The 25,850-nt window shown below is 70.5% G+C and carries 24 protein-coding genes; 8 read left to right on the top strand and 16 right to left on the bottom strand.

Annotation, left to right across the window (positions count from 1 at the left end):
• Positions 1–19: 19 nt before the first annotated feature.
• From LG391_RS15930 to LG391_RS15915, 4 genes are read left to right on the top strand one after another with little or no spacing between them, the layout of a single operon-like run.
• Positions 20–1,000 (top strand): ABC transporter permease, encoded by a 981-nt coding sequence (locus tag LG391_RS15930; protein WP_225768975.1) that lies wholly within the window; start codon positions 20–22, stop codon positions 998–1,000.
• Positions 1,001–1,049: 49 nt separating this feature from the next.
• Positions 1,050–1,979, top strand: a complete 930-nt coding sequence (locus tag LG391_RS15925) for a sugar ABC transporter substrate-binding protein (protein WP_225768974.1) — start codon at positions 1,050–1,052, stop codon at positions 1,977–1,979.
• Positions 1,979–3,499 carry a sugar ABC transporter ATP-binding protein gene (locus LG391_RS15920; RefSeq protein ID WP_225768973.1) on the top strand — a complete coding sequence of 507 codons (1,521 nt, stop codon included), beginning with the start codon at positions 1,979–1,981 and terminating at the stop codon, positions 3,497–3,499. Before LG391_RS15925 ends, LG391_RS15920 begins: the two co-directional genes overlap by 1 nt.
• A 14-nt stretch (positions 3,500–3,513) precedes the next feature.
• Positions 3,514–4,281 (top strand): SDR family oxidoreductase, encoded by a 768-nt coding sequence (locus LG391_RS15915; protein WP_225768972.1) that lies wholly within the window; start codon positions 3,514–3,516, stop codon positions 4,279–4,281.
• A gap of 225 nt (positions 4,282–4,506) precedes the next feature.
• On the opposite strand, the gene LG391_RS15910 is transcribed toward LG391_RS15915, so the two are convergent.
• The 3 genes from LG391_RS15910 to LG391_RS15900 form a co-directional block, all read right to left on the bottom strand.
• Positions 4,507–5,400, bottom strand: a complete 894-nt coding sequence (locus tag LG391_RS15910; RefSeq protein WP_225768971.1) for a carbohydrate ABC transporter permease — start codon at positions 5,398–5,400, stop codon at positions 4,507–4,509.
• On the bottom strand, positions 5,397–6,527 hold the full coding sequence (locus tag LG391_RS15905) for a carbohydrate ABC transporter permease (RefSeq protein ID WP_225768970.1): 1,131 nt from the start codon (positions 6,525–6,527) through the stop codon (positions 5,397–5,399). The genes LG391_RS15910 and LG391_RS15905 overlap by 4 nt, the downstream gene beginning before the upstream one ends.
• Positions 6,528–6,819: 292 nt before the next feature.
• Positions 6,820–8,481: an extracellular solute-binding protein gene (locus tag LG391_RS15900; protein WP_225768969.1), complete on the bottom strand. Its 1,662-nt coding sequence runs from the start codon at positions 8,479–8,481 to the stop codon at positions 6,820–6,822.
• 221 nt (positions 8,482–8,702) lie between these two features.
• Between LG391_RS15900 and LG391_RS15895 the strand changes: the two genes are divergently transcribed.
• Genes LG391_RS15895 through LG391_RS15885 form a run of 3 tightly spaced genes read left to right on the top strand, consistent with a single transcriptional unit; the run spans position 8,703 to position 12,156 of the window.
• On the top strand, positions 8,703–9,521 hold the full coding sequence (locus tag LG391_RS15895; protein WP_225768968.1) for a BtpA/SgcQ family protein: 819 nt from the start codon (positions 8,703–8,705) through the stop codon (positions 9,519–9,521).
• A 5-nt stretch (positions 9,522–9,526) separates the two neighbouring features.
• Positions 9,527–10,663 carry a M42 family metallopeptidase gene (locus LG391_RS15890; protein WP_225768967.1) on the top strand — a complete coding sequence of 379 codons (1,137 nt, stop codon included), beginning with the start codon at positions 9,527–9,529 and terminating at the stop codon, positions 10,661–10,663.
• Positions 10,660–12,156 (top strand): FGGY-family carbohydrate kinase, encoded by a 1,497-nt coding sequence (locus LG391_RS15885; protein ID WP_225768966.1) that lies wholly within the window; start codon positions 10,660–10,662, stop codon positions 12,154–12,156. The genes LG391_RS15890 and LG391_RS15885 overlap by 4 nt, the downstream gene beginning before the upstream one ends.
• Positions 12,157–12,282: 126 nt before the next feature.
• Here the strand turns inward: LG391_RS15885 and LG391_RS15880 are convergent, their stop codons facing one another.
• Positions 12,283–13,458, bottom strand: coding sequence for an efflux RND transporter periplasmic adaptor subunit (locus LG391_RS15880; protein ID WP_225768965.1), 1,176 nt, complete (start codon positions 13,456–13,458; stop codon positions 12,283–12,285).
• Between the two features lie 16 nt (positions 13,459–13,474).
• Positions 13,475–16,639, bottom strand: coding sequence for an efflux RND transporter permease subunit (locus LG391_RS15875; RefSeq protein ID WP_225768964.1), 3,165 nt, complete (start codon positions 16,637–16,639; stop codon positions 13,475–13,477).
• Between the two features lie 339 nt (positions 16,640–16,978).
• Here LG391_RS15875 and LG391_RS15870 point away from each other — a divergent pair, with 339 nt between their 5' ends.
• On the top strand, positions 16,979–17,551 hold the full coding sequence (locus LG391_RS15870; protein ID WP_225768963.1) for a TetR/AcrR family transcriptional regulator: 573 nt from the start codon (positions 16,979–16,981) through the stop codon (positions 17,549–17,551).
• A gap of 16 nt (positions 17,552–17,567) precedes the next feature.
• On the opposite strand, the gene LG391_RS15865 is transcribed toward LG391_RS15870, so the two are convergent.
• The 11 genes from LG391_RS15865 to sctJ all read right to left on the bottom strand — a co-directional run bounded on the left by LG391_RS15865 (position 17,568) and on the right by sctJ (position 25,842).
• Positions 17,568–17,984, bottom strand: a complete 417-nt coding sequence (locus LG391_RS15865; RefSeq protein ID WP_225768962.1) for a DOPA 4,5-dioxygenase family protein — start codon at positions 17,982–17,984, stop codon at positions 17,568–17,570.
• A 59-nt stretch (positions 17,985–18,043) separates the two neighbouring features.
• Positions 18,044–19,051, bottom strand: a complete 1,008-nt coding sequence (locus LG391_RS15860; protein WP_225768961.1) for an EscU/YscU/HrcU family type III secretion system export apparatus switch protein — start codon at positions 19,049–19,051, stop codon at positions 18,044–18,046.
• Entirely contained in the window at positions 19,048–19,851 is an 804-nt protein-coding gene (sctT, locus tag LG391_RS15855; protein ID WP_225768960.1) for a type III secretion system export apparatus subunit SctT, read from the bottom strand. The genes LG391_RS15860 and sctT overlap by 4 nt, the downstream gene beginning before the upstream one ends.
• Positions 19,851–20,150 carry a type III secretion system export apparatus subunit SctS gene (gene sctS, locus LG391_RS15850; protein ID WP_225768959.1) on the bottom strand — a complete coding sequence of 100 codons (300 nt, stop codon included), beginning with the start codon at positions 20,148–20,150 and terminating at the stop codon, positions 19,851–19,853. Before sctS ends, sctT begins: the two co-directional genes overlap by 1 nt.
• A 147-nt stretch (positions 20,151–20,297) precedes the next feature.
• Complete coding sequence (gene sctR / locus LG391_RS15845; protein WP_225768958.1) at positions 20,298–20,951, bottom strand: type III secretion system export apparatus subunit SctR; 654 nt, start codon at positions 20,949–20,951, stop codon at positions 20,298–20,300.
• A complete protein-coding gene (gene sctQ / locus LG391_RS15840; RefSeq protein WP_225768957.1) occupies positions 20,944–22,029 on the bottom strand; it encodes a type III secretion system cytoplasmic ring protein SctQ in 1,086 nt (361 codons plus the stop codon). Before sctQ ends, sctR begins: the two co-directional genes overlap by 8 nt.
• Positions 22,026–22,511 carry a YscO family type III secretion system apparatus protein gene (locus tag LG391_RS15835; protein ID WP_225768956.1) on the bottom strand — a complete coding sequence of 162 codons (486 nt, stop codon included), beginning with the start codon at positions 22,509–22,511 and terminating at the stop codon, positions 22,026–22,028. Before LG391_RS15835 ends, sctQ begins: the two co-directional genes overlap by 4 nt.
• The gene (locus tag LG391_RS15830; RefSeq protein ID WP_255646642.1) at positions 22,508–23,869 is read right to left on the bottom strand and encodes a FliI/YscN family ATPase; all 1,362 of its coding nucleotides are present in this window, start codon (positions 23,867–23,869) and stop codon (positions 22,508–22,510) included. Before LG391_RS15830 ends, LG391_RS15835 begins: the two co-directional genes overlap by 4 nt.
• A complete protein-coding gene (gene sctL / locus LG391_RS15825) occupies positions 23,866–24,477 on the bottom strand; it encodes a type III secretion system stator protein SctL (RefSeq protein ID WP_225768955.1) in 612 nt (203 codons plus the stop codon). Before sctL ends, LG391_RS15830 begins: the two co-directional genes overlap by 4 nt.
• Positions 24,470–25,093 carry a SctK family type III secretion system sorting platform protein gene (locus LG391_RS15820; RefSeq protein WP_225768954.1) on the bottom strand — a complete coding sequence of 208 codons (624 nt, stop codon included), beginning with the start codon at positions 25,091–25,093 and terminating at the stop codon, positions 24,470–24,472. The genes sctL and LG391_RS15820 overlap by 8 nt, the downstream gene beginning before the upstream one ends.
• On the bottom strand, positions 25,090–25,842 hold the full coding sequence (sctJ, locus tag LG391_RS15815) for a type III secretion system inner membrane ring lipoprotein SctJ (protein WP_225768953.1): 753 nt from the start codon (positions 25,840–25,842) through the stop codon (positions 25,090–25,092). Before sctJ ends, LG391_RS15820 begins: the two co-directional genes overlap by 4 nt.
• Positions 25,843–25,850: the final 8 nt, after the last annotated feature.

Below are 25,850 nucleotides of genomic sequence, written 5' to 3'. Positions count from 1 at the left end.
CACGAAAAGGATGTAGGGAATGGAAGCGCGCATCGACCGACCGGCCACCAGGACGATCCTCCCACGGATCAGCCTGACCAGCGGCGCCCAGGGCCCGCTGATCGGCCTGATCCTGCTGTGCGTGATCTTCTCCTTCGCCTCGGACCATTTCCTGTCGGTCCGCAACGGCCTCAATGTGCTGGACCAGGTCACCGTGCTCGGCATCCTCGCCATCGGCATGACGGCGGTGATCGTGATCGGCGGCATCGACCTGTCGGTCGGGTCGGTCCTGGCGCTGTCGATGATGGTGATGGGCTGGCTGGCGCGCGACATGGAGCTGCCGATGGCGCTGGCCATCCTGCTCGGCATCGGCGCCGGCGCGCTGTGCGGCCTGGCCTCCGGCCTCCTGATCACCCTGGCGCGGCTGCCGGCCTTCATCGCCACGCTGACGATGATGTCGGTGGCCCGCGGCCTGGCCAACATCCTGACCGACGGCACCCAGATCGTCGGCTATCCGGACTGGTTCACCGCGCTGGCCACCGTGCGCAATTTCGGCTTCCTGTCGCTGACCGTGGCGCTGTTCCTGGTGCTGGTGGCGGTCAGCTGGCTGTACCTGACCTTCCGGCCCAGCGGCCGCAATCTCTACGCCATCGGCGGCAGCCGCGAGGTGGCCCGGCTGGCCGGCATCCATGTCGGCCGGGTGACGATCGCGGTCTACGCCGCGGCCGGGGCGCTGGCCGGCGTCGCCGGCATGGCGCTGGCCTCGCGCCTCGATTCCTCGCAGCCCAGCGCCGGGCTCGGCTACGAGCTCGACACCATCGCCGCGGTCGTGATCGGCGGCGCCAGCCTGTCGGGCGGCGTCGGCAGCATCGGCGGCACGGTCGTCGGCGTCCTGATCATCGGCGTGCTGCGCAACGGGCTGAACCTGCTCGGCGTCTCGCCCTTCGTGCAGCAGGTGGTGATCGGCCTCGTGATCGCCGCCGCCGTCACCTTCGACACCCTCGGCCGGCGCAACCGCTGACCGGGACCACAAAGACGGAATGACCGTCGCAACAGGAGAGGACCGACCCATGAAGACCCGTATCGCCGTCGCCGCGCTGGCCCTTCTGGCCGGCACCGCCCTCGGCTCCCCCGCCTGGGCCAAGGACAAGGTGATCGGCCTGGCCGTCGCCAACCTGCAGGCCGACTTCTTCAACCAGATCAAACAGTCGGTCGAGGCCTCGGCCAAGGAGCAGGGGATCAAGGTCGTCACCGTCGACGCCAAGGGCGATTCCGCCACCCAGGTCAGCCAGATCCAGGACCTGATCACCCAGCAGATCGACGCGCTGATCTACATCCCGGCCGGCGCCACCGCCGCCAGCGTGCCGGTGAAGGCGGCCAAGGCGGCCGGCATCCCGGTGGTCGCGGTCGACCGCAACCCGGCCGATGCGCCGGGCGACACCTTCATCGCCACCGACAGCGTCGCCGCCGCCCGCACGCTGGGCGAGCATGTCTGCAAGGTGACGGGCGGCCAGGGCAACGTCGCCATCATCCAGGGCCAGCTCGGCACCACGCCGGAGCAGGACCGCGACAAGGGCTTCACCGAGGCGCTGGAGAAGTGCCCGGGGCTGAAGGTCGTCGCCAAGCAGGCCAGCACCATGTGGATGCAGGACGAGGGCTTCAACATCGCCCAGGACATGCTGCAACGCGACCCGGACATCTCGGTCTTCTTCGGCCGGGCCGACGCGCTGGCGCTGGGGGCGGCCCAGGCGGTGAAGGTGGCCAATCTCGACCACAAGACCTGGATCTTCGGCTTCGACGGCGACGTCGCCGGGCTGAAGGCGGTGCAGGCCGGCACGCTGGACGCGACCATGACCCAGACCACCCAGCAGATGGGCCGGCTGGCGCTGCAGTCGGCGCTCGACCTCGCCGAGGGCAAGACCGTCCCGGCCGAGCAGCTGCAGCAGGCGACGCTGACCACCAAGGACAACGTCGCCGGCTTCATCGAGAAGCACCCGTAATGGCGAGCGCGGCGACGGTTCGTGCCGCCGCCGTGGCGGAGAGCCCCGAGGGGCTCTCCATCCGCGGTATCGGCAAGGCCTATGGCGGCATCACCGTGCTGCAGGATGTCGACCTCGACATCCGGCCGGGCGAGGTGCTGGCGCTCTTGGGCGAGAACGGCGCCGGCAAGTCGACCCTGTCCTCCGTCATCTCCGGCCTGGTGCCGCCCAGCACGGGAAGCATGACCTGGCAGGGCCAGCCCTACGCCCCGGCCTCGCCGGGGGAGGCGATCGCCGCCGGCATCGGCCTGATCCATCAGGAGATGAAGCTGCTGCCGGACCTGACGATCGCCGAGAACGTGTTCGTCGGCCGGCTGCCGACCCGGGGCGGCCGGATCGACCGGGCGGAGATGAACCGCCGCGCCGGCGAGCAGCTGCACCGCCTGGGCCTCGACATCGCGCCGACCAAGCTGGTGCGCGAGCTGCGGGTGGCGGCGCAGCAGCAGGTCGAGATCGCCAAGGCCCTGACCCTGAACTCCCGCCTGCTGATCCTGGACGAGCCGACCGCGGCGCTCGGTGGCGAGGAGACGGAGCGGCTGTTCCAGCAGATCGAGCGGCTGAAGCGCGACGGCGTCTCCTTCATCTATATCAGCCATCGCCTCGACGAGATCGCCCGCATCGCCGACCGCGTCGCGGTGCTGCGCGACGGCCGCCTGGTCGCCACCCACGACACGGCGCAGGTGCCGGTGAAGACCCTGGTCGAGCAGATGGTCGGCCGCAGCGTCGACCGGATGTTCCCGGCCGTCGCCGCGCCGGAGCAGCAGGCGCGGCTGGAAGTCACGAACCTGACCGGCGCCGACGGCGCCTTCCGCGACATCAGCTTCACGGTGCGGGCGGGCGAGGTGTTCGGCATCGCCGGCATCGTCGGCGCCGGGCGGACCGAGCTGGTGCGCGGCGTGGTCGGCGCCGATCCCGTAGCGTCCGGCACGGTGGCGGTGGATGGAAGGCCGGTCGACCTGCGCGGCCCGTCCGACGCGATCCGCGCCGGCGTCATGCTGGTGCCGGAGGACCGCAAGCTGCAGGGCGTGGTGCTGGACCACACCATCGCCGACAACATCGCCTATGCCAATTTCGACCGCATCGCCCCGGGCGGCTGGATCAGCCCGGCGCGGGTGCGCGGCTTCGCCGCCGATCTCATCGCCCGGATGGGGGTGAAGGGCACGCCGGGCCAGCGCGCCGGGAATCTCTCCGGCGGCAACCAGCAGAAGGTCGTGATCGCGAAATGGATCGCGCGCGACCCCAAGGTCTTCATCCTGGACGAGCCGACCCGCGGCATCGATGTCGGCGCCCGCGCCGCGATCTACGACGTGATCGCCGGCCTCGCCGCCTCCGGCATGGCGGTGGTGGTGGTCAGCTCCGACCTCGACGAGGTGCTGGGCCTGTCGCACCGGATCATGGTGCTGGCCCGCGGCCGCAACCAGGGCATCCTCGACCGCGACCAGGCCAGCCGGGTCGCGGTGATGGAACTCGCAACCCGCTGAACCCAGAGGCTTCCGTGCAGATCTTCCGGCTCGATGATCAGATCGCCTTCGTCACCGGCGCCGGCAGCGGCATCGGCCAGCGCATCGCCGTCGGCCTGGCCGAGGCCGGCGCCGATGTCGCCCTGTTCGACCTTGCGGCATCGGAGGCCGGCCTGGCCGACACCGCCGGCCGCATCCGGGCGCTGGGCCGCCGGGCGCTGACCCTGGCCGGCGACGTGACCAAGGCCGAGGATCTCGCCAAGGCGGTGGATGCGGTCGAGTCCCAGCTCGGCGCGCTCACGGTCGCGGTCAACTGCGCCGGCATAGCCAACGCCACGGCGGCGGAGGACCTGCCGGAGGCGCAGTGGCAGCGCACCATCGACGTCAACCTGACCGGCGTCTTCCTCTCCGCCCAGGCCGAGGCCCGGGTGATGCTGCCGCGCAAGCGCGGCTCGATCGTCAACATCGCCTCGATGTCGGGGTCGATCGTCAATCGCGGCCTGCTGCAGGCGCATTACAACACCTCCAAGGCCGGGGTGATCCACCTGACCAAGAGCCTGGCGATGGAATGGGCCGGTCGCGGCCTGCGGGTGAATGCGATCAGCCCCGGCTACACGCTGACGCCGATGAACCTGCGCCCTGAGGTGGCGGAGCAGCGCAAGATCTTCGAGCGCGACACGCCGATGGGCCGGATGGCGACGGTGGACGAGCTGGTCGGCCCGGCGGTGTTCCTGGCCAGCGCCGCCTCGTCCTTCTGCACCGGCGTGGACCTGATCGTCGACGGCGGCTTCGTCTGCTGGTGAGGGAAGGGCGTCCGCTCTCCGAGCTCTCGATCATGGGCTGAAAGGATATCGAGCAGCTCGGATTGCCTCTCCCGCCTGGCGGGAGAGGTCGGACGTCCGCAGGACGGCCGGGTGAGGGCTGGTCCCGGCCTCGACAAAATCCCCTCACCCGGAGCCGCTTCGCGTCTCCGACCTCTCTCGTAAACGGGAGAGGCACGCATCACCGCCGATCGAGGTGGCTCTAGATTACTTCACTGCCCCGGCGGTCAGGCCGCGGATGATGTAGCGCTCGAGGAAGATGCCGATCACGGCCAGCGGCGCGATCGCCGCGGTCGACAGCGCCGCCATCGACCACCAGTTGATGCCCTGCGACCCGGTCTGGCTGGCCACCATCACCGGCAGGGTCTTGGCGTCGGTGCTGGTCAGCAGCGCGGCGAAGAAATACTCGTTCCAGCACAGCACGACCGACAGGATGAAGGCCGCCACCATGCCGGGCAGAGCCAGCGGCAGCACGATGCGCAGGAAGGCCTGCCACACCGTGGCGCCGTCGACCCGCGCCGCCTCCTCCAGCTCGATCGGGATCGAGGCGAACTGGTCGCGCATGATCCAGATCACGATCGGCAGCACCATCAGCGCATAGACCAGGATCAGCCCGATCCGCGTGTCCAGCAGCGCCAGCTCCTTGTACAGGACCAGGAACGGCATCGCCAAAACCCCCGGCGGCAGGATCAGCTGCGACAGGAACCAGAAGGAGATGTCCTTGTTGCGCCGGGGCCCGAATTTGTAGCGGAGGCGGCTGAGGCCGTAGGCGGCGAGCGAGCCGATGGCGACCGCCAGCACCGAGGCGCCGACCGAGGCCACGACGCTGTTCTCGAAGCGCAGCAGGAACTCCTCCCGCACCGTCGAGGTGGCGCCGATCGTGTCCGGCGACAGGCCCAGCGAGCGCCAGCCGCGCCAGTCCGGCTGATAGTCGATCCAGGGGATCAGGTGCCCCTGGGTGACGTCGACCGCGGTCTTGAACGAGGTCGTCACCGTCCAGTAGATCGGGAACAGCGAGATGAAGGCCCACAGCAGCGCCGCGGCGTAGAGCAGCGTGCGGCCGGAGATGCGCCGGGCGCGCCAGGTCGCCGCGCCGCTCATGTCAGCCGCCGCATCCAGCGGCTGACCAGGCTGAGCAGCGCGGTCACGAAGACGATGATCATGATGAAATAGACCTGCGCCAGCATGGTGCCGTAGCCGACATTCGACCGGTCCCGGTACTCGCGGTAGATGAAGCTCGACACCGTGTCGGTGGCGCCGCCGGGCCCGCCGGCGGTCACGTTGATGACGATGTCGGCCAGCTTCAGCTCGAAGATGATCCTGAGGATCACCGCGGTGACGCTGACCGGCAGCATCAGCGGAAAGGTGATCTTCCAGAAGGACTGCCAGGCCTTGGCGCCGTCGATCCGCGCCGCCTCCAGGATGTCGTTCGGGATGGCCTGCAGCCCGGCCAGCAGCAGGATCATGACGAAGGGGATCGAGACCCAGCCGTCCATCGCCATGATGCTGAGCCGCGCCATCCAGGGCGAGGCGAAGAAGGCCGGGTTCTCCCAGCCCAGGAACCGGGCCAGCGACGCCGCCGGGCCGAAGCGGTACTCCATGATCGACTTGCCGATCATCCAGCTGACCGCGACCGGGCTCAGCATGAACGGCATCAGGAAGGCGACGCGGAAGAACTTGCGCGCCCGGATCTCGGCGTTCAGCAGCAGCGCCAGGCCGAAGGCGATGGCGTATTGCACCAGCACCGCCAGCACGTACCAGACCATGTTGCCGAGCGCGTTCCAGTAATAGGGATCGGCCCAGAGCGTGCGCAGATTGTCGAGGCCGTTGAGCTGCCGGCCGGCGAAGGAGCTGAGGTTCCAGTCGGTGAAGGCGATGTAGAGGCCGAAGAGGGTGGGGAAGATCACCATCGAGACGGTGAACAGCACCGCTGGCAGCAGGAACAACGCCCGGTGGCCGGCCTCGCCCCGGATCATCACCTGCCCGGCGCCGAGCGCCACCGCCCAGGCCAGATAGGTGTAGAGCAGGGGGCGCCAGGTCTCGAAGCCGATCGCGATCACCTCGGCCGAATCCAGCACCTGCAGCAGCAGCATCGCCGCGAGCGCGAGCGTGGCGACCCGGATCAGCCACCGCCCCGCGACCTTGCGGCCGGCCGGGATGTGCGACGAGACGGGCTTGATGCTGTGCTCGCCGGCCAGGGCGCCGGCGCCGATCTCCGCTTCGCTCATGCTGGTCCGGACCGCAAACGGATGATGGTGGGAGACAAAGCGTCGCCGCGCCTGCTTGCGAGGCTCTTGCGGAATCCGATCACATGAACCGACCCGTACTTTCCACACTCCCCCTCCCCTTGCGGGAGGGGAGGGTGTCAATGACAGGAGCCGGCCTGGGGTCAGCCAGGATCTCTGCGGGGCGTGTGGTGACGCCCGACATCGATTCCGTTGGCGCCAAACCCCTCCCCCTACCCTCCCGCAAGGGGAGGGGGAGGATTGAAGGGATAGGTCGCCCCGATCAATTCGGGCGTCACAGCCCGAGCGACGCCTTGTAGAGGGCGATCTGCTTCTCGCGGCCGATCTGGTCGGTGATCTTCTCCCAGGCCGCGGCGATGGCGTCGGCGCCCTTCTGGGCGTCGCTCTGGCCGGCGAAGATCTTGGCCAGCTCATCCTCGGCCACGCTGTAGTACTGGAAGATGCCGGGGATGCGCGGCTCGATCGCCGCATTCGGGTGGTTGTAGGAGTCCGCGTTGGCCTTCAGGTAGGAGGTGATGAAAGCCTCGTCATAGCCGGCCGCGACCCATTCCGGGATCTGGAAGTGGCTGTTCCGGTAGGGCTGGAAGCCCGAGGGGTAGGCCGCCATCCACAGCGACAGGTCCTTGCCGCCGAGATGGGCCGCGGCGCTCCAGGCCGCCTTGTGCTTGGCGGCGTCGCCGTCGACGCGGGCCATGACATAGACGCCCCAGCCCAGATAGGCCATGTTCGGCGCGTAGTTCGGGCCGCCCGGCAGCTTGTCCCAGGCCCCGGTCTTGGCGTTGTACACATCGTCCGAACCCGGCAGGATGCTGAAGCCGCAGACGTCGCCGATGACCGAGGAATCGCTGGTCTTGGCGTTCGACCCGACATCGCCCCACCACGCCACCATCGACCCGGTCCCGGCCAGGAACTGCTGGAAGGCGGTGGTGTTGGGGTCGGCGCCCAGCTGGTCCGCCGGTTCCGACGGCAGCGCGTCGATCACGTCCTGGATCGCCCGCACCCAGGCCGGGTTGTTGATCCGCGGCTTCATGGTGTCGACGTCGAACAGCCAGGCCTTGTCGTCCGGGTGCTTGGCATAGGCCGAGGCCCGGCTGCCCAGGAAATAGAAGCCGAAGCCGCCCCAGGCCTTGGGCGCGTCGAGATAGCCGTAGGCGTCCTGGCCGGCCACCTTCTTGCCCTTCAGGAACCTGGTCGCCGCCTGGACCTGCTGCCAGGTCTTCGGCACGCCCCAGTCGCCCTGGCCGCCGCCGTCCTTCCAGGCCTTGGCCAAGTCGGCGTCGGAGAAGACGTCGGTGCGGTAGTTGAAGGTGTGGCAGTCGCCGTCGATCGAGATCCGGTAGGTCTTGCCCTCCCAGGTGCCGACCGGGGCCTTGAGGTAGCCGACATAGTCGTCCATGTCGATCTGGGCCTTGACCCAGTCCGGCATCTCCGAGGCCAAGCCCTTGCCGCAGACGTCGCCCTCGAACGGGGCGCCCATCTCGACGATGTCGAAATCCACCGTGCCGGTGGCGATCGCCTGCTGCAGCCGCGGGTTGTAGTCGGCCTGGGCCAGGTCGATCCAGGTGATTTTCGCGCCGGTATAGGCCTCCCACGGCTTCAGGAAGCCGCGGAACAGCAGGTTGTGCAGGTTCTGGTTGTTCAGCCCCATGAAGGTCAGCTGGACGCCGTTGAACTCGCCCTCCTTCACCGTCGCCTTGGTCGGGCCGAGGCACAGCTCGCCGACCTTCTGCCAGTCGGCGTCGGTCGGCGATCCCTTGCCCACCCCGGGGATCTGCAGGATCTGGGCGCGCAGGCTGTCCTGCGCCAGCGCGGTCGAGGAAAGGGGGCCGAACAGGCCTGTCGTGCCCAGCGCGGCGCCGAGCCCGGCCGCACCTTTCAGAACCGTGCGCCGGGTGGCCTGCGCCGCGACGAGACGGTCGTAGTCCTGTAGCTTCACCGCGAATCTCCCTGTGGCATTATCGTTCTTGTCGCCCTCGGCCGTCCCGGACCGTCATCCCCGTACCGCCATCGTGAAACGTTTCACAAGATGACGGCCAAGGATGCGATTTCGGCGGGTGCCGTAGGCGATCCTGAGTATGATGCGGCCTCAATGGGGGCGCAAGGGAGCGGCCGGGGAGCCGTTCTACGCCACTCGGAGCAGGGAAGGGACGCGCGCGAATGGGCGCTACAGGCAATTTCCAGCGGGTGTTCGGCGACCGGAAGCCGGTGATCGCCATGGTGCATTTCGGGGCCCTGCCGGGCGCGCCGCTCTACGACTCGGCGGCCGGGCTCGACGGGCTGCTGGAGGGCGCGCGGCGCGACCTGCAGGCGCTGCAGGCCGCCGGCTTCGACGCCGTGATGTTCGGCAACGAGAACGACCGGCCCTATGAGTTCAAGGTCGATACGGCCTCGATCGCGACCATGGCCTATCTGATCGGCCGGCTGCGGCCGGAGATCACGGTGCCCTTCGGCGTCAACGTGCTGTGGGACCCAGCCGGCTCGGTCGCGCTGGCGGCCGCCACCGGCGCCGCCTTCATCCGCGAGATCATGACCGGCACCTACGCCTCGGACATGGGGCCGTGGAACCCGGATGCCGGCGCGGCGATGCGGTACCGCAACCGGCTCGGCCGCCAGGACCTGGCGATGCTGTACAACATCTCCGCCGAATTCGCCTGGTCGCTGGACCGCCGCGACCTGGCCGACCGGGCGCGCAGCGCGGTGTTCTCCAGCATCCCGGACGCTGTCCTGGTCTCCGGCGCGATCACCGGCGAGGCGGCGGCGATGTCGGACCTCGAGGCAGTGAAGCAGGCGCTGCCGCATACACCAGTCCTGGCCAACACCGGGGTGAAGCACGAGACGGTCGCCGACGTGCTGCGGGTGGCGGATGGCTGCATCGTCGGCTCCTCGCTCAAGGTCAACGGCCACACCTGGAACGCGGTGGACCCCGACAGGGCGGCGGAGTTCATGCATCTGGCGCGGGCGGCGCGGAAGGGCTGACGGCGATGACGACGGAGGAAGTGCGGGGCGCAGACCCGGTCAAGCAGCGCCTGCGCAGGCTGGTGGCGGAGCTGATGCTGATCCCCGGCCTCAGCGGCCATGAGGGGCGGGTGCGGCGGCACATCGCCGGGCTGCTCTCCGGGCTCGGCCTCGCCTCGCGCTCCGACCGGCTGGGCAACCTGATCGCGACGATCGAGGGCACGGTCGCGGGACCGAGCGTGATGCTGTTCGCCCATATGGACCAGCTGGGCCTGATCGTCCGCAAGATCGAGCCCGGCGGGCTGGTGCGGGTGGAGCGGCTGGGCGGGGTGCCGGAGAAGGCGCTGGCCTCGCAATCGGTGGTGTTCTGCGTCGGCGCCGGCCGCGACGTGCCGGGCGTGATCGCCAACAAGAGCCACCACGCCACCGCGCAGGAGGAGAAGTACCGGGTCCTGCCCTATCCGGAGATCTATATCGACGCCGGCTTCGACAGTGCCGCCGCGGTGCTGGCGGCCGGCATCGACATCGGCACGCCCGTGGTCTATGCGCCGAAGGTGGTCGAGCTGGCCGGCGACCGCATCGCCGGCACGGCGGTGGACGACCGCGCCGGCTGCGCCGTGATCGTCGAGGTCGCCCGGGCCCTGCTGGCGACGCCGCGGCGGCCGACCGTGCATCTGGTGTTCTCGGTGCAGGAGGAGTTCAACCTGCGCGGCGCGGTCACGGCGGCGCAGGCGCTGGCGCCGGACATCGCCATCCAGCTCGACATCGTGCTGGCCACCGACACGCCGGACATGGCCCAGCGCGGCGATGTCCGGCTGGGCGGCGGGCCGGCGATGAGCCTGTACAGCTTCCATGGCCGCGGCACGCTGAACGGCACCATCCCGCATCCGGCGCTGGTCGCCCTGTTCGGCGAGGCCGCGCGCGGCGAGGGCATCGTGCTGCAGAAGAGCGCGCATGTCGGCCTGCTGACCGATTCCTCCTATGTGCAGTTGGTCCATTCCGGCGTCGCCGCAATCGACCTCGGCTACCCGGCCCGCGGCACTCATTCCTCGCTCGAGATCTGCGACCTCTCCGACCTGGCCGGTCTGGTGCGCCTGCTGGCCGCCGGTATCGGCCGCATCGACGACAGCTTCAGCCTGGACCGCGACCGGTACGAGACATGACCCATTACCTCGGCATCGACATCGGGACTTTCGAATCCAAGGGCGTGCTGGTGGCGGCGGACGGCAGCATCGCCGCCATGGCCGCCAAGCCGCACAAGCTGATCGTGCCTCAGCCCGGCTGGGCCGAGCACCGGCCGAAGGAGGATTGGTGGGACGACGTCACCTTCCTCTGCCGCAGGCTGCTGGCGGAGAGCGGCGTGCCGGCCGAATCCATCCGGGCGGTCGGCACCAGCGCCATCGGGCCGTGCATGCTGCCGGTCGACGCGGCGGGCGAGCCGCTGATGAACGCCGTGCTGTACGGCGTCGACACCCGCGCCCATCAGGAGATCGCGGACCTGACGGCCCAGATCGGCGAGGACGTGCTGCTGGAGCGCTGCGGCAACGCCCTGACCTCGCAGTCGGTCGGGCCCAAGATCCTGTGGCTGAAGCGCAACCGGCCGGAGATCTTCGCCCGCACGGCGAAGATCCTGACCTCGACCTCGTTCCTGGTGCACCGGCTGACCGGGCGCTTCGTCATCGACCACTACACCGCGGCGAACTCCAGCCCGTTCTACCTGGCCGACGAGCTGGCCTGGAGCGACGCGCTGGCGCCCGGCATCGTCGATCTCGGGCTGATGCCGGACCTGGCCTGGAGCACCGACATCGTCGGCACCGTCACCCGGCAGGCGGCGGCGGAGACCGGGCTGGCCGAGGGCACGCCGGTGATCGCCGGCACCATCGACGCGGCGGCGGAGGCGGTCAGCGTCGGCGTGCTCGACAACGGCGACATGATGGTGATGTACGGGTCGACCATCTTCACCATCCTGCTCGGCGACACCCGACTGCGCGACCCGCGGCTGTGGTGGGCGCCCTGGCTGATGCCGGGCCAGCACGCGGCGCTGGCCGGCCTCGCCACCAGCGGCACGCTCAGCCACTGGTTCCGCGACCAGTTCGCGCGCGAGCTGGACCCGGCCACGGCGATCCCGGCGCTGGTGGCGGAGGCCGAGCAGTCGCCGCCCGGCGCGCGGGGGCTGGTGCTGCTGCCCTATTTCTCCGGCGAGCGCACGCCGATCCATGACCCGCAGGCCAAGGGCGTGCTGTTCGGCCTGAACCTGACCCACACCCGCGGCGACATCTGCCGGGCGCTGTTCGAGGGCATCGCCTGCGGCACCGCCCATATCGTCGAGACCTATCGCGAGGCCGGGCAGGTGCCGCGCGCGGTCTACTCGGTCGGCGGCGGCACCCGGAACCGGGTGTGGTCGCAGGCGACCTCCGACATCTCCGGCCATCCGCAGATCCTGCGGCAGAAGACCTTCGGCGCCAGCTACGGCGACGCCTTCCTGGCGGCGCTGGCGGTCGGCGACGTCCGGCCGGGCGACATCCGGGCGTGGAACCCGACCGAATCGGAGATCACGCCCGACCCCGCCCATGCCGAGGTCTACCGGCGGCAGTTCGGCGTGTTCAAGGCGCTGTATCCGGCGACGCGCGATTTGATGCGGCGGCTGGACGGGTGACAGCGACCATCAGCAAGAGGCCGTCATGGCGAGGAGCGAAGCGACGTGGCCATCCAGAGGGCGGTGCCGCTGGATGGCCACGCCTCTGCGGGGCTCGCCATGACGAATTTGGGAACGTCCTGCCGATTACGACCCGGCGTTGGCCTGCTGCTGCGGCAGCGGCTGCACCGGCATGCCGGGGAAGAAGATCTTCTGCAGGTTGCCGGTGATGACGCGGTCGCCCTCGGCCAGGCCCTTCTCGACCGAGACCAGGGCGCCGTCCGTCCCCCCCAGCGTCACCAGCCGCTGCTCCGCCCTGTTGTCCTTGCTGACGACATAGACGTAACGGCCGAACTGGCTGGCGGCGACCGCCACCTGCGGCACCATCAATGCGTCCGGCTGCGGCTTCAGATGGACGCGCACGCGGACATACTGGCCGGGCAGCAGGCCGAAGTCGCCGTTGCGGACGGTGGCGCGGGCCAGGATCGTCCCGGTCTGGTTGTCGACGGCGTTGTCCAGGAAGGTCAGCTCGCCCTGGTGCTTCGCCTCGGTCTCGCCCGGCAGCAGCACGTCGACCATGACCTTCCCCGCGGCCTGCGCCGCCCGGATCTTGCCCAGCTCGTTTTCGCTGGGGTTGAAGGTGACGTAGATCGGGTCGAGCTGCACCAGGGTGTTGAGGGCGCTGCCGCCGACGCTGACCAGCGTCCCGATCGGCGCCTGGTTGCGGCCGAGCCGCCCGGCGAAGGGGGCCCGGATCTCGGTATAGCCCAGGTTCAGCTCGGCCTGGCGCTGCGCCGCCTGATCGGCGGCCAGGGTGGCCTGGGCCTGCTTCAGGTTGCTCTGGCGCTGGTCGAAGGTGTCCTTGTCCAGCCAGCCGTTCTTGCTCAGCTCGCTGCCGCGGTCGTAGTTCGACCGCAGATAGTCGATATTGGCCTGGTCGCGCTGCAGCTGCGCGTTGGCCTGGTCCAGAGCGGCCTGGAAGTCGCGGGGATCGATCTTGTACAGCAGGTCGCCCTGCTTGACGTCGCTGCCGTCGGCCGCCGGCTGCGCCTGGATGTAGCCGGACACCTTCGCCTGCAGGCTGATGGCGGCGATCGATTCGGTGCGGGCGGAATAGTCGAGATAGACCGGCAGCGACCGCTTGAGCACCGGCGCCACCGGCACCGGCATGGCGGGGGGCGGCCCGCCCGGCGCGGCCTCGGCCTGCGCCGTTTCACCGCCCAGCGTCAGCAGGCCCGGGGGGAGGCGGCCGGTCTGGTACAGGCCGGCGACGACAGCGGCGGCCACGACGATCGATCCCAGGAGGACGGTACGGACGCGCATGGCGCGGTTCTCCACTCTATTCGGCCGGGCCGGCCTTCGGCTCCAGCCGATGGCCGTCGGTGACATGGGGGCTGTCCGTGCCGCCGCGGCGTTCACGGAAGGACTCGATCACGGCGTAGAACACGGGAACGAAGATCAGGGTCAGGATGGTGGCGGCCAGCATGCCGCCGAACACGGTGGTGCCGATCGACTGGCGGCTGGCGGCGCCGGCGCCGGTGGCGATCATCAGCGGCACCACGCCCAGGATGAAGGCGAAGGCCGTCATCAGGATGGGCCGCAGGCGCAGCCGCCCGGCTTCCGCCGCCGCCTCGACGATGCTGTGGCCTTCCTCGCGCAGGCGCTTGGCGAACTCCACGATCAGGATGGCGTTCTTCGCCGCCAGGCCGATCAGCATGACCAGGCCGATCTGCGAGTAGACGTCGATCTGCATCTGCCGGGCCCACAGCGCGGCGAACGCCCCGAACAGGGCCAGCGGCACCGCCAGCAGCACCATGAACGGCATCGACCAGCTTTCATACTGGGCCGCCAGGATCAGGAACACGAAGACGAGGGCGAGGCCGAACACCAGCGCCGCCACCGATCCCGCCTGCAGCTCCTGGAAGGTGATGCCGGTCCATTCATAGGTGAAGTCGCGCGGCAGCGCCGTGGCCGCTGCCCGCTCCATCGCCGCGATCGCCTGGCCCGAGCTGTAGCCGGGGGCCGGGGCGCCGTTGATCTTGGCCGAGGTGTAGTTGTTGTAGTGCGGCACCGTTTCCGGCCCCGCGATCGGCTTCAGGTCGCCCAGCGTGCTCAGCGGCACCATGCCGCCCGCCGCGTTGCGGACATACAGGCGCGAGATGTCGGTCGCCGACCCGCGGGCGTCCTTCTCTGCCTGCAAGGTGACGCGGAAGGTGCGGCCGAACAGGTTGAAGTCGTTGACGTAGAGCGACCCGAGATAGATCTGCAGCGTGTTGAACACGTCCGGCAGGTTCAGCCCCAGCATCTTCGCCTTGTTGCGGTCCAGGTCGTAGTTGTACTGCGGGGTCGTGGTGCTGAAGGTGCTGAACATCTGGTGCGGGTCCAGCTCGGGCTGCTTCCGGGCCTCGGCCAGCACCGCCTGGGTCGCCGCGTCCAGGGCGCCGGCGCCCTGGCCGGACAGATCCTCGACCTGGAACTCGAAGCCGCCCGTGGTGCTGATGCCGGGAATCGACGGCGGGTCGAAGGCCAGCGCGAAGGCGTCGGGAATCTGCATCAGCTGCGCGCCCACCTTCTGGGCCAGGGCCGACGCGCTCTGATCCGGCCCGCGCTCGGACCACGGCTTCAGGATGGCGAACTGGGCCGCGGAGTTCGACTGGGCGGCGCTGGTCAGGAAGTTCAGGCCGACGATCTCGCCGACCGTCTCGACACCCGGCGTCGCCTCCAGGATGGCGCGGGTCTTCTTCGCCACCGCCTCGGTGCGCTCCAGCGACGCGCCGTCGGGCAGCTGGATGACGACGAAGAAATAGCCCTGGTCCTCGACCGGCAGGAAAGTCGAGGGCAGGCGCGTCGACACCCAGTAGGTCAGGCCGAGGCAGGCCACGAACAGGACCATGACCAGCCAGCGGATGCGGATCAGGAACCGCACCAGGGCGGCATAGCCGTGCGACAGCGCGTTGAAGCCGGCGTTGAACCAGCGGAACAGGAAGAACGGCGTGTGCGCCCGGTGCCGCAGGAACGCGGCGCTCAGGGCCGGGCTCAGCGTCAGCGAGTTGAACGCCGACAGGCCGACGGAGATGGCGACGGTCAGGGCGAACTGGTTGTACAGGCGGCCGGACACGCCGGGGATGAAGGCGACCGGAATGAACACCGCCATCAGCACCGCCGTGGTGGCGATGATCGGGCCGGTGACCTCGCTCATCGCCTTGCGCGTCGCGGCCAGCGGCGGCAGCCCGGCCTCGAGCTGGCGTTCGACGTTCTCGACCACGACGATGGCGTCGTCGACCACCAGGCCGATGGCGAGCACCATGCCGAGCAGGCTCAGCATGTTCAGCGAGAAGCCCATGCCGTCCATGACCACCAGCGTCGCGATCAGCGACACCGGGATGGCGATGACGGGGATCAGGGTGGTGCGCCAGTTCTGCAGGAAGATGAAGACCACCAGCACGACCAGTGCCAGCGCCTCGAGCAGCGTCTTCAGCACGTCTTCCATCGCCGCCGACACGAAGCGGGTGGTGTCGTAGCGGATGCCGTATTCGATGCCCTGGGGGAAGCGCTGCTTCAGCTCCTCCATCTTGGCCTGCACGGCCTCCTGCAGCGCCAGCGCGTTCGACCCGGGCTGCTGGAACACGGCCACGACCACGGCGGGCCGGCCGCCGAAATAGCCCGAGGACGAGTATTGCAGGGCGCCCAGCTCGATCCGGGCAACGTCGCGCAGCCGCACCACCGACCCGGTCGCCGGGTCGGCGCGGACGACGATGTCGCCGAATTGCTGCGGGTCGCTCAGGCGGCCCTGGGCGTTGATCTGCAGCTCGAACGCCGTGCCCGCGGGGGCGGGCGACTGGCCGATCTTGCCGGCCGCGACCTGCACGTTCTGCTCGGCCACCGCGTTCTGCACGTCGACCGCGGTGACGCCCAGATTGGCCAGCTTGTCCGGGTCCAGCCAGATGCGCATGGAATAGCGCCGCTCGCCGAAGATCTGGACGTTGCCGACGCCGGGCAGGCGCTTGATCGGGTCGACGATCTGCAGATAGGCGTAGTTGCTCAGCTCCACCGGGTCGACCGACCCGTCCGGCGACGTCAGGTCGACGATCAGCACGAAGTTCGGGTTCTGCTTCTGGATCGTGATGCCGCCCTGGTTGACGATCGCCGGCAGCGACGAGGCCGCCTGCGACACCCGGTTCTGCACGTCGACCGCGGCGATGCTCAGCGGATAGCCGACCTCGAAGGTGACGGTGATGGTCGAGGTGCCGTCGTTCGACGAGGTCGAGGACATGTACATCATGCCCTCGACGCCGTTGATCTGCTGTTCCAGCGGCGTGGTCACGGTGTCGGCCACGACCTGGGCGCTGGCGCCCGGATATGTCGCGCTGACCACCACCTGGGGCGGCGTGATGTCGGGGAATTGCGAGACCGGCAGCAGGAAGTACGAGATGCCGCCCGCCAGGACCATGATCACCGCGATCGCCGAGGCGAAGATGGGGCGCTGGATGAAGAAGCCGATCATGGCCGGGTCACCCGCGCCGCGGTCCGGCCGAACAGGCAGCACTGCACCGCGCCGCCGTCGCGCGCATCGCAGGAAATTGCCGAGGCCGACCCCCAGGCCATGTTAAACCTCTTGGTTAAGTTAACTTTGTGGTTGATTATCGTTCCGGCGGGCCGTCGTCAAGCAGAGCTTCGGCCCGGACACCCGCTGGCTGGGTCGGATCTTGACCTGATCCTGCTAGGGTGTTACCGGTAAGTAACAGTATTGGTCTAGACCGATCATACCGTCAAGGACAATTCAGGAGCTATGACGACGATCACACCCTCGAGGCAGGAGAGCCGGTCAGCGCCGAGCGGCGAATTGAGGCCGCGCGACCGGATCCTCGGCACCGCGCGCGACCTGTTCCACAAGCACGGCTATCGCGGAGTCGGCGTCGACGCCATCGCCGAGGCGGCCGGCACCAACAAGATGACGCTGTACCGGCATTTCGGGTCGAAGGACGACCTGATCGTCGAATGCCTGCAGCGCCTTGCCGGCGAGGCCGACGCCATCTGGGCGGGCTTCGAGGCGAAGCATCCCGGCGATCCGGCGGCGCAGCTGCATGCATGGGTCCGGGCCGGGGCCGACTGCGCGATCGCGGATGCGCGCGGCTGCGACATGGTCAATGCCGCGGTCGAGTTGACCGAGCCCGACCATCCCGCCCGCCGCGTGATCGAGGACTTCAAGACGGCCCAGCGCGACCGTCTGGTGCGGCTGTGCCGGACCGCCGGCGCCACCCAGGCGGAGCTTCTGGCCGACACGCTGTGGCTGCTGCTGGAAGGGGCGCGGGTGAGCCGGCAGAGCGTCGGCGCCGAAGGCCCCAGCGCCCGTTTCATCCGGATGGCCGAGGCGATCATCGCTGCCTTCCTGCCGCGCGGCCCCGCCGCGCCCTGAGCCCGGGGGCAGAGGCTCAGGCGGGTCGGTCCGGGTCCGTGTTCGGCTCCAGCGGTCCCTCGGCCTCGTCCGCTTCCGGCAGAACGTCGCCATGCACCGGCAGCGGCGTGCCGATCCAGATCGGGTCGGCCAGATGGTCCCGGCGCGGGTTGCTGGTGTTGGGGTGGACCAGGATGCTCAAGCCCCCATGGTTCAGCATCAGCCAGGGCACCAGCGTCGCGAACAGCTCCGTGGCGAAGGAGACCTGGAACATCGCCTGGTCGTGCGGACCGACCCTGACCTCGTGCCAGCGGCCGAGGCGGACGCGGAAGCGCTCGCCGATCCAGCCGCGCAGCCGTTCCGCCCGGTCGCGGGTGGCCGCCGGATCGAAATAGACATGGGCGTGATAGCTGGCGATCTCCGCCACCGGCCGCGGCGCTTCCCTCGACTCCATCGCGCGTCTCCCGCTCTCGTCGCGCGGATTTTAGCGCAGGACGGGGGAGGGCGGGGGACTCACACTGCGCCGAGCCGCAACAGGATGCGGGCCAGGGCGTCGAAATGCTCGGTCGGAACGGCTTCGCCGATCTTGCCGTCGGCGTGCAGCTGCCGCGCCAGCAGGGGCGCCGTCTCCACCGGCACGTTGGCCATGCCGCCCTTGAACGACTTGCTGACCAGCATCGGCACCGCCGTCTCGCCGGCAACGAAGCGGATGCCGACGGTGACCTCGCCGTCGGTGACGAACAGCGTCGGCGCGGACGACCGGCCCTCGCCGCGGGCCAGGCCGCGATGCAGCTGCCGCCGGGTGCTGCGGATATGCGGATCGCCCTCCTGCTCCTTGCGCTCGCGCTTCATCTCGCTGCGGGTCATCCGCTGGTCGCGCTGGAACAGCCAGCGCTGCAGCACCATGTCGATCAGGGCGAAGACCAGCAGCACCGCGATGATGCCGATCAGCACCGGCTTCAGCGTCGCCACCAGCACCAGGCCGATGCAGTCGCGGCCGCATTGCGGCGTCACCAGCACCGCGCGCAGGGCGCCGAGGGCGAGCAGCCCGATCACCCCGATCAGCGTGCAGGCCTTCACCACCGCTTTCACGAATTCCAGCAGGTTGCGCAGGCTGAACAGCCGCTGGAAGCCGGTGACCGGGTTGATCTTGTCGCCGCGCGGCACCAGCGGGTCGAGCGAGAAGGGGATGCCGCGCAGGAAGCCGACATTGGCGACGACGCTGGCGACGATGATGACCAGCACCAGCGGGGCCACGATCCGGGCGGCCAGCGCCAGCAGGGTCGGGATGATCGTGTAGCTCTGGTCGAACGGCTTGGCGGTCAGGGCGATCGGTTCGGTCAGGATGGCGCGGAACGCCTCCATGATCGCCGGCCCTTCGACCCCGAGATAGAGGAAGCCGGCGACCAGCGCGACCACCGTGACCAGGTCGCGGCTGTGCGCCACCTGGCCCTTGCGCCGGGCATCCGCCAGCTTCTTGGCGCTGGCGGGCAGGCTCTTGTCTTCGCTGGTCTGGCTCACGGCAGCACCGTCCGGGCGAGGTCGAGCACGCCGCGGATCGAGCCCAGGCTGTCGTTGAAATAGGGCACCAGGAAGATGGCGTAGATCGGGAGCACCAGCACCAGCGCCGCCGACTTCACCGACAGCGACAGGTCGAAGACGTTGAGCTGCGGGGCCATGCGGCCGATCACGGCCAGCGCGATGTCGGCCAGCAGCATCACGATCACCAGCGGCACGGCCAGCAGCAGGCCGAGCCGGACCACCTGGTCGAGCAGGCCCAGCAGCAGCGTCGGCGTCTCGCCGGTGAAGGGCGGCAGCAGCTCGGTCACCGGCCACAGGGCGTAGCTGGTGTAGAGGGCCTCGGCCATCACGCCGAAGCCGTTGCCGGCGAAGAACAGGGCCAGCAGCACCAGGACGAACAGCGTGCCGACCGGCGAGGCCTGGCCCGAGGCGTTGGGGTCGAGCAGATAGGCGCCGTTGACGCCGCGCTGCATGTCGATCAGCTCACCAGCCGCCTCGACCGCCCAGAAGGGCAGGCCGAACAGCAGGCCCAGCAGGATGCCGATCACCGCCTCCTTGGCCGTCAGCATCAGCACCTGGCCGGGCTGCAGCGGCGTCAGCACCGCTAGCTCGGACGTCACCTGCGACACCATCGGCAGGGCGATGGCGATGACCACCGCGTTGCGCAGGAGGCCGGTGAGGCCGAGCCAGGAGAAGATCGGCAGCACCGCAGCCAGCCCGACGGCACGGGCGATCGCGACCGAGATGGCGGTGAAGTAGGGCCCGACCAGCTCTGCCAGAAGCCGGAACGATTCGATCATCAGCGCTGCCCGGATTCCGCCGGCACCGTGCCCCGGGTGATCGCCGGGAAGTCGGCGAAGATCCGGTCGGTGTAGCGCACCAGCGGGCTGGCCAGCATCGGGCCCAGCAGCACCAGGGCCAGCACCACGGCGATCACCTTGATCGCCATCGGCAGGGTCTGGTCCTGGATCTGCGTCACCGCCTGCAGCAGGCCGACGAGGAGGCCGACCGCGGCGGCGATGGCGAGCGCCGGCAAGGACAGAAGGAGGGTGAGGGTCAGCGCCTCCTGCAGCAGATGCGAGATCGTCGCCTGGTTCATGGGCGCATCGCCTCCGGCATGGCGGCTCCCACCCTGTTGTCATGCCCGGGCTTGACCCGGGCATCCAGAGGATGCCGAGACCTTCTGGATTGCCGGGTCAAGCCCGGCAATGACAGGGAAGGGGAAAACCCGCACTCCATCGCCGCCTCAGCTGTAGCTCAGGATCAGGCCGTGCAGCAGGCGCGACCAGCCGTCGACCATGACGAACAGGAACAGCTTGAACGGCACCGAGATGGCCAGCGGCGACACCATCATCATGCCCATCGCCATCAGGATCGCCGAGACGATCAGGTCGATGACGATGAAGGGCAGGTACAGGAGGAAGCCGATCTCGAAGGCCCGGGTCAGCTCGGAGATGACGAAGGACGGGATCAGGATGACCATGTCGTTCGGCGTCGCCGCGGCGCTGGCCTCCTGCGGCCACACGCGGGCGGTGGCGGACAGCAGGAAGTCGCGCTCCGCCGGGTCGGTGAAGCGCATCAGATAGGCCCGCACCGGCTCGATCGCCGACTGCATCACCGCCTGCCAGTCCTGGATGCTGCGCAGCCTGAGCGCCGGGTCGCTGACCCGGGCGTAGACCTCGGCGATCACCGGCCCGGTGATGTAGATCGTCAGCATCAGGGCGATGCCGTACAGCACCATGTTCGGCGGCGTCTGCTGGATGCCGAGCGCATTGCGCAGCAGCAGCATGACCACCGAGATCTTCAGGAAGGCGGTCAGGGTGACGACGAGGAACGGCACCAGCCCGACCAGCGTGACGATGCCCAGCAGCGGCAGGACATCGGGCTGCGCCTCATTCATCGCCGAACAGCCGCACCACGCGCACGCCCAGCTCGTCCTCGATCCGCACGATCTCGCCGCGGCCGATGCGCCGGCCGTTGGCGACGATGTCGACCGCCTCGCCCGGGTCGCGGCCGAGCGGGATGACCGCGCCGGGGGCCAGGCCCTGCACCGCGGCCAGCGGCAGCTCGCTGCGCCCCAGCTCGAACACCAGCGTCACCGGGAGCTCGGCCAGCCGCTCCGCCGGCGGCGGCGCCGCGTCGCTGTCGGGATCCGCCATCCATCCTCCTCCATCCTGCAGGGCCAGGGGCCGGCGCGACCCCGCGACCGTGACCGTGCCGCGGTCGTGCCTCGCCGCATGCGACCAGCCCTCGCCATAGACCACCAGCGCCTCGCCGGGCGGGCAGGCGACATCCGGAAAGACCACGTCGCCGGGCTCGAGCTCCCCGAGCTCGGCCAGGCTCAGGCGCACCGCGCCGATGCGGACGGTCAGCGGCACCGGCAGGCCGGCGCAGGGCGCGGGCAGGGGCGGGGCGGCGTCGATCAGGCGGCGCAGCGCCGGGCGGGCGGCCGCGTCGGCGGCGAGATGCAGCGCCGTCTCGGCGAAGGCGTGGCGAACGGCGACGGCGCAGCGGAAGGCGGGCGCGGCGGCCGGAGCCGCCGCCGGCCCGACGCTCTCGATCGCGATCGGCTCTCCGGCCGCCGCTTCCAGCAGCGGCAGCACATCGGATGCCGCGGCTTCCAGCAGCAGCGCCGCCAGCTCCGGCTCCAGCTCGGCGGCCGGCAGCCCGGCGATGTCCGCCAGCGCCTGCTCGACCAGCAGCGCCGGCACCAGCAGCGTCAGGCGGCCGGAGCCGAGGCGCAGGGTGACCGCGATGCCGTTGGCATCGGACGGGGCGAGGATCGGGGTGATCGCGAGCGGCGCCTCGATCTCCAGCCCGCCGATCCGGACCGGCACGGGCGTGCAGCGCCGGGCGACGGCGTTGGCGTCGGCAGCCTGCCCGCGGGTCAGCCGCGGCGGGTCGTAGGGGCGGGCGGCGGGGCCGGAGGCCAGCGGATCCGCCGCCCGGATCCATGCCGGCGGCGCGGCGGCGGTCATGATCGGCCTCCGGACGGAGTCAGGCTGGCCTCGTCCTCGGCGGCGACGTCGTCGCGGATCTCGGCGGCCTTGCGCCGGGCGACGCCGCGGCGCTCGGCCAGCCGGTCCAGCCGGTCGGCGTCCCGCCGCCGCTGCCGCCAGGCCTCGCGCGCCGCATCGGTGTCGGTCTCGGCCCGGCTGGTCTCGGCCCGGCGCTCCCGCACGGCGGCGTCCTGGCGCCGGGATCCGGCGGCGAACTCCGACACCCGGTCGCCCAGCCGCTCCAGCGCGTCGACCACGGCCGGCCTTTCCAGCGCCGCGGCGTAGAGCCGGCTCTCCTGCGCCGTGCGATGCGCCTCATAGGCGTCGCGGTCGGCCTCGGCCTGGCGCTCCCGCGCCTCGGCCGCGGTCAAGGCGGTTCGCTCGCGGCCCAGCGACTCCACCGCCAGCTTTTCCCGGTCACGCCGCAGCTTGCGGAGTTTATCGAGAGCATCGGGCTTCATCGGCTCAGCCGCTCCAGCTGCTCGCGGGTCTGGGCGAAGGTCGCCGCCTCCTCGAAATCCTGCTGCAGGAAGCGCCGGATGTCGCCGATCTTGGCCACTGCCTCGTCGGCCAGGGCGTCGGCGCCGGCCCGGTATTCGCCGACCTGCAGCAGCAGCTCGATGTCGGCGTGCTTGGCCATCAGCCGGCGCATCTGCCCCGCGGCGCGGCGATGGCCGGCGTCGATCACCGCCTCCATCACCCGGCTGCGGCTGGCCAGCACGTCGATCGCCGGGAAATGCCCGGCGCTGGCCAGGGCCTGCGACAGCACGATGTGCCCGTCCAGCAGGCCGCGGGTCTCGTCGGCGATCGGGTCGGTCTCCGCGTCGCCTTCGACCAGCACGGTGTAGAAGCCGGTGATCGAGCCCGTCGCCGCCGGCCCGGCGCGTTCCAGCAGGCGCGGCAGCATGGCGAAGAAGGAGGGCGGGAAGCCGCGCCGGGTCGGCGGCTCGCCGGCGGCCAGTCCGATCTCGCGCACGGCGCGGGCGAAGCGGGTGATGCTGTCCATCAGGAGGGCGACGCGTAGGCCCCGGTCGCGGAAATACTCGGCAATGGCGGTGGCGACAAAGGCGGCCTTGACGCGCTCGATCGCCGGCCGGTCGGAGGTGGCGGTGACGATCACCGCCCGGCGCAGCGCTTCCGGCCCCAGATGGCGGTCGATGAACTCGCGCACCTCGCGGCCGCGCTCTCCGATCAGGCCGATGACGATGGCGTCGGCCTCGGCGCCCTTGACGATCTGGGCCAGCAGCGAGGATTTGCCGGTGCCGGGCGACCCGTAAATGCCGATGCGCTGGCCCTCGCCGCAGGTGAGGAGCCCGTCGATGGCGCGGATGCCCAGCGGCATCGGCCGGCTGATCAGCGGCCGCAGCAGCGCCGGCGGCGCCTCGGCATGCAGCGGATAGGTGCTGTCGGTGTCGAGCGGCCCGCGCTCGGCGACATCGAGCGGCCGGCCCAGGCTGTCCAGCACCCGGCCCAGCAGGGCCGGGCCGACGCCGAGCCTGAGGGCCCGGCCGGTCGGGATCGCCTCGGTCCGGGTCGACAGGCCCTGCAGGCTGCCGATCGGCGTCAGCACCGCGGCGCCATCGACCAGCCCGACCACCTCGGCCAGGATGCTGTGGCCGGTCTGCGGGTCGCGCAGCTCGCAGATCTCGCCCAGGCGGGCATCGTTGATCTCGGCATGGACGGTGACGCCGATCGCCTTCACCACCCGGCCCTTGACCGGGCGCGGATCGGCCTCCTCCAGCCGCCGGCGCAGCGCCTGCAGCGGGTCGGCCCGCAGCTGCAGGCCGGGGACGGGGCGGGGCAAGGCGTCCGGGCTCATGCCGCCGTCTCGCCCGGGCCGGTGCGGCGCAGCGCGTCGCGCAGGGCGCGCAGCTGGGCGTCGATGCCCAGCTCGACATGGCCGTACTTCGTCACCATCACGCAGGTGTCGGCGGCCAGGCCGGGGTCGGATTCGACGGTGACCCGGCGGCCGATATCGGCCAGCGCCGGGTCGGCCAGCCGGCCGCGCAGCGCCTCGACCATGTCCGGCGCCACCCGCAGCGTCGCCGCGTGGTCCAGCCGGGCCTGGCGCAGCGCGTGGTCGACCGCCTGCAGCAGCAGGTCGCGCCGATCGAAGCGGCCGAGGATGCGCTCGATCGTCTCCTGCACCAGATCGGCCAGGGTCTGGTCCAGCCCGGCGAGGTAGCGGTCGATCTGCAGCCCGGTCGCGGCCACCAGCGCCGCGGCCTCCTCCCGTGCGGCGGCCAGCCCCTCGGCATGGCCGCGCTCGCGCTCGGCGGCGAAGGCGGCGTCGGCCTCGGCCCGCAGGCGCCCGGCATGGGCCTCGGCCTCGGCCAGGTATCGCCGCGCATCCCGCCATTGGCCCAGCGATTCGGCCTTCAGGACCGCGCCGCCGCGGCGGAAGGCCGGGCGCAGGGGCTCAGCCATGGGGCGCCACCGCTCGGGCCGCGGCCGCGAACAGGGCGGCGGCGCGGGGCCGCTCGGCCGGCGGCAGCCCGCCGTCCGGCCACCGCTGCGGCGCCAGACGCAGGCGCAGCCTTTCGCCCACGGCCGGGGGCGCCTCGCCGCACCAGGCCGCGAGGCACAGCAGGCCGGCCCGGTCGACCGCCTCCTCGACCGGCCTCGACTCCAGCCCGGCCAGCGCCGGGACGGGGCCCTTGTGGCCGAGGCCGAAGGCGTAGGCGTCGGCGCCGATCAGGCCGGCGGCGCGGCGGATCTCGGCGCCGAGGACGATGGTGCGCAGCCGCGGCGCCAGGGCCGCGGCGCCGGCATGCGCGATCGCACGGTCCAGATCGGCCGGAGCGAAGGCGGCGATGCGGACGACATCGCCCTGCCAGTCCGCGGCGTCGCAGGGCGCGAGGCCCAGGCGGCGACGCAGCAGCGCCGACAGGCGCGGCTGGATCCGGCGGGTGTCGAGCAGCCGCCGGGCCGCCGCCTCCGTCAGGCCCGGAAAGGCGCGGCCCAGCTGCGCCGGATGGGCGTGCAGCGCCACCGCCCGGTCGAAGCGCCGGAGGGCCAGCCTCTCCTCGGCCGTGCCGTTCATTCGGCCGCCGCCGGCGCGGCGGCGCCGCGGCGGCGCCAGATCCGCCAGCCGACGGTGCCGGCGGCGGCGACCACGGCCGCGGCGACCACGGCCAGCAGCCCCTGCAGCCACGGCGCGCTGGACCGGTGCACCCAGAAGCCGGCGACATTGGTCAGCGGGTCGGTGATCGGCGGTGTCGCCGCCTCCGGGGCGGTCGGCAGGAACACGACCGAGACGTTCTCGTACAGCAGGCCCTTGATGCCGTTCGCCACCAGCATCTTGATCTCGGGCGTCAGCTTCGACAGGTCGACATCGGCGCGGTGCCGGATCACCACCGAGGCGGAGGAGGGGGTGGCGGCGGCCTTCAGCCCCTCGCTGTCCGGCAGCACCACATGGACCCGGGCGGAATAGACCCCGTCGATCTCCGAGATCGTGCTCGACAGCTCCTGGCTCAGCGCATAGATCAGCCGCGCCTGCTCCTCCACCGGCGAGGAGACCAGCCCCTCGCCCTTGAACAGGTCCGGGATCTTGGCATAGCGCTCGCGCGGGTAGCCGTTGCGGCGCAGCACGTCGACCGCGTCGGCGAAGCGGTCCTCCTCGACCGAGACGACGAGCCCGCGGTCCTTGGTGATCTCACGCTCGGCCGGGATGCCCTGGTGCAGCAGGATCGCCACCATCTCGTTGGCCTCGCGCTCCTGCAGGCCGCTGTAGAGTTCGACCTTGCAGGCGGCGAGCAGCAGCAGCGCGGCGAACGCGAAGGGCTTCAGCAATTCCGGTC

It is taken from the genome of Inquilinus sp. Marseille-Q2685, assembly GCF_916619195.1.
GTDB lineage: Bacteria > Pseudomonadota > Alphaproteobacteria > DSM-16000 > Inquilinaceae > Inquilinus.
This window is presented reverse-complemented; position numbering and strand designations above follow the sequence as displayed.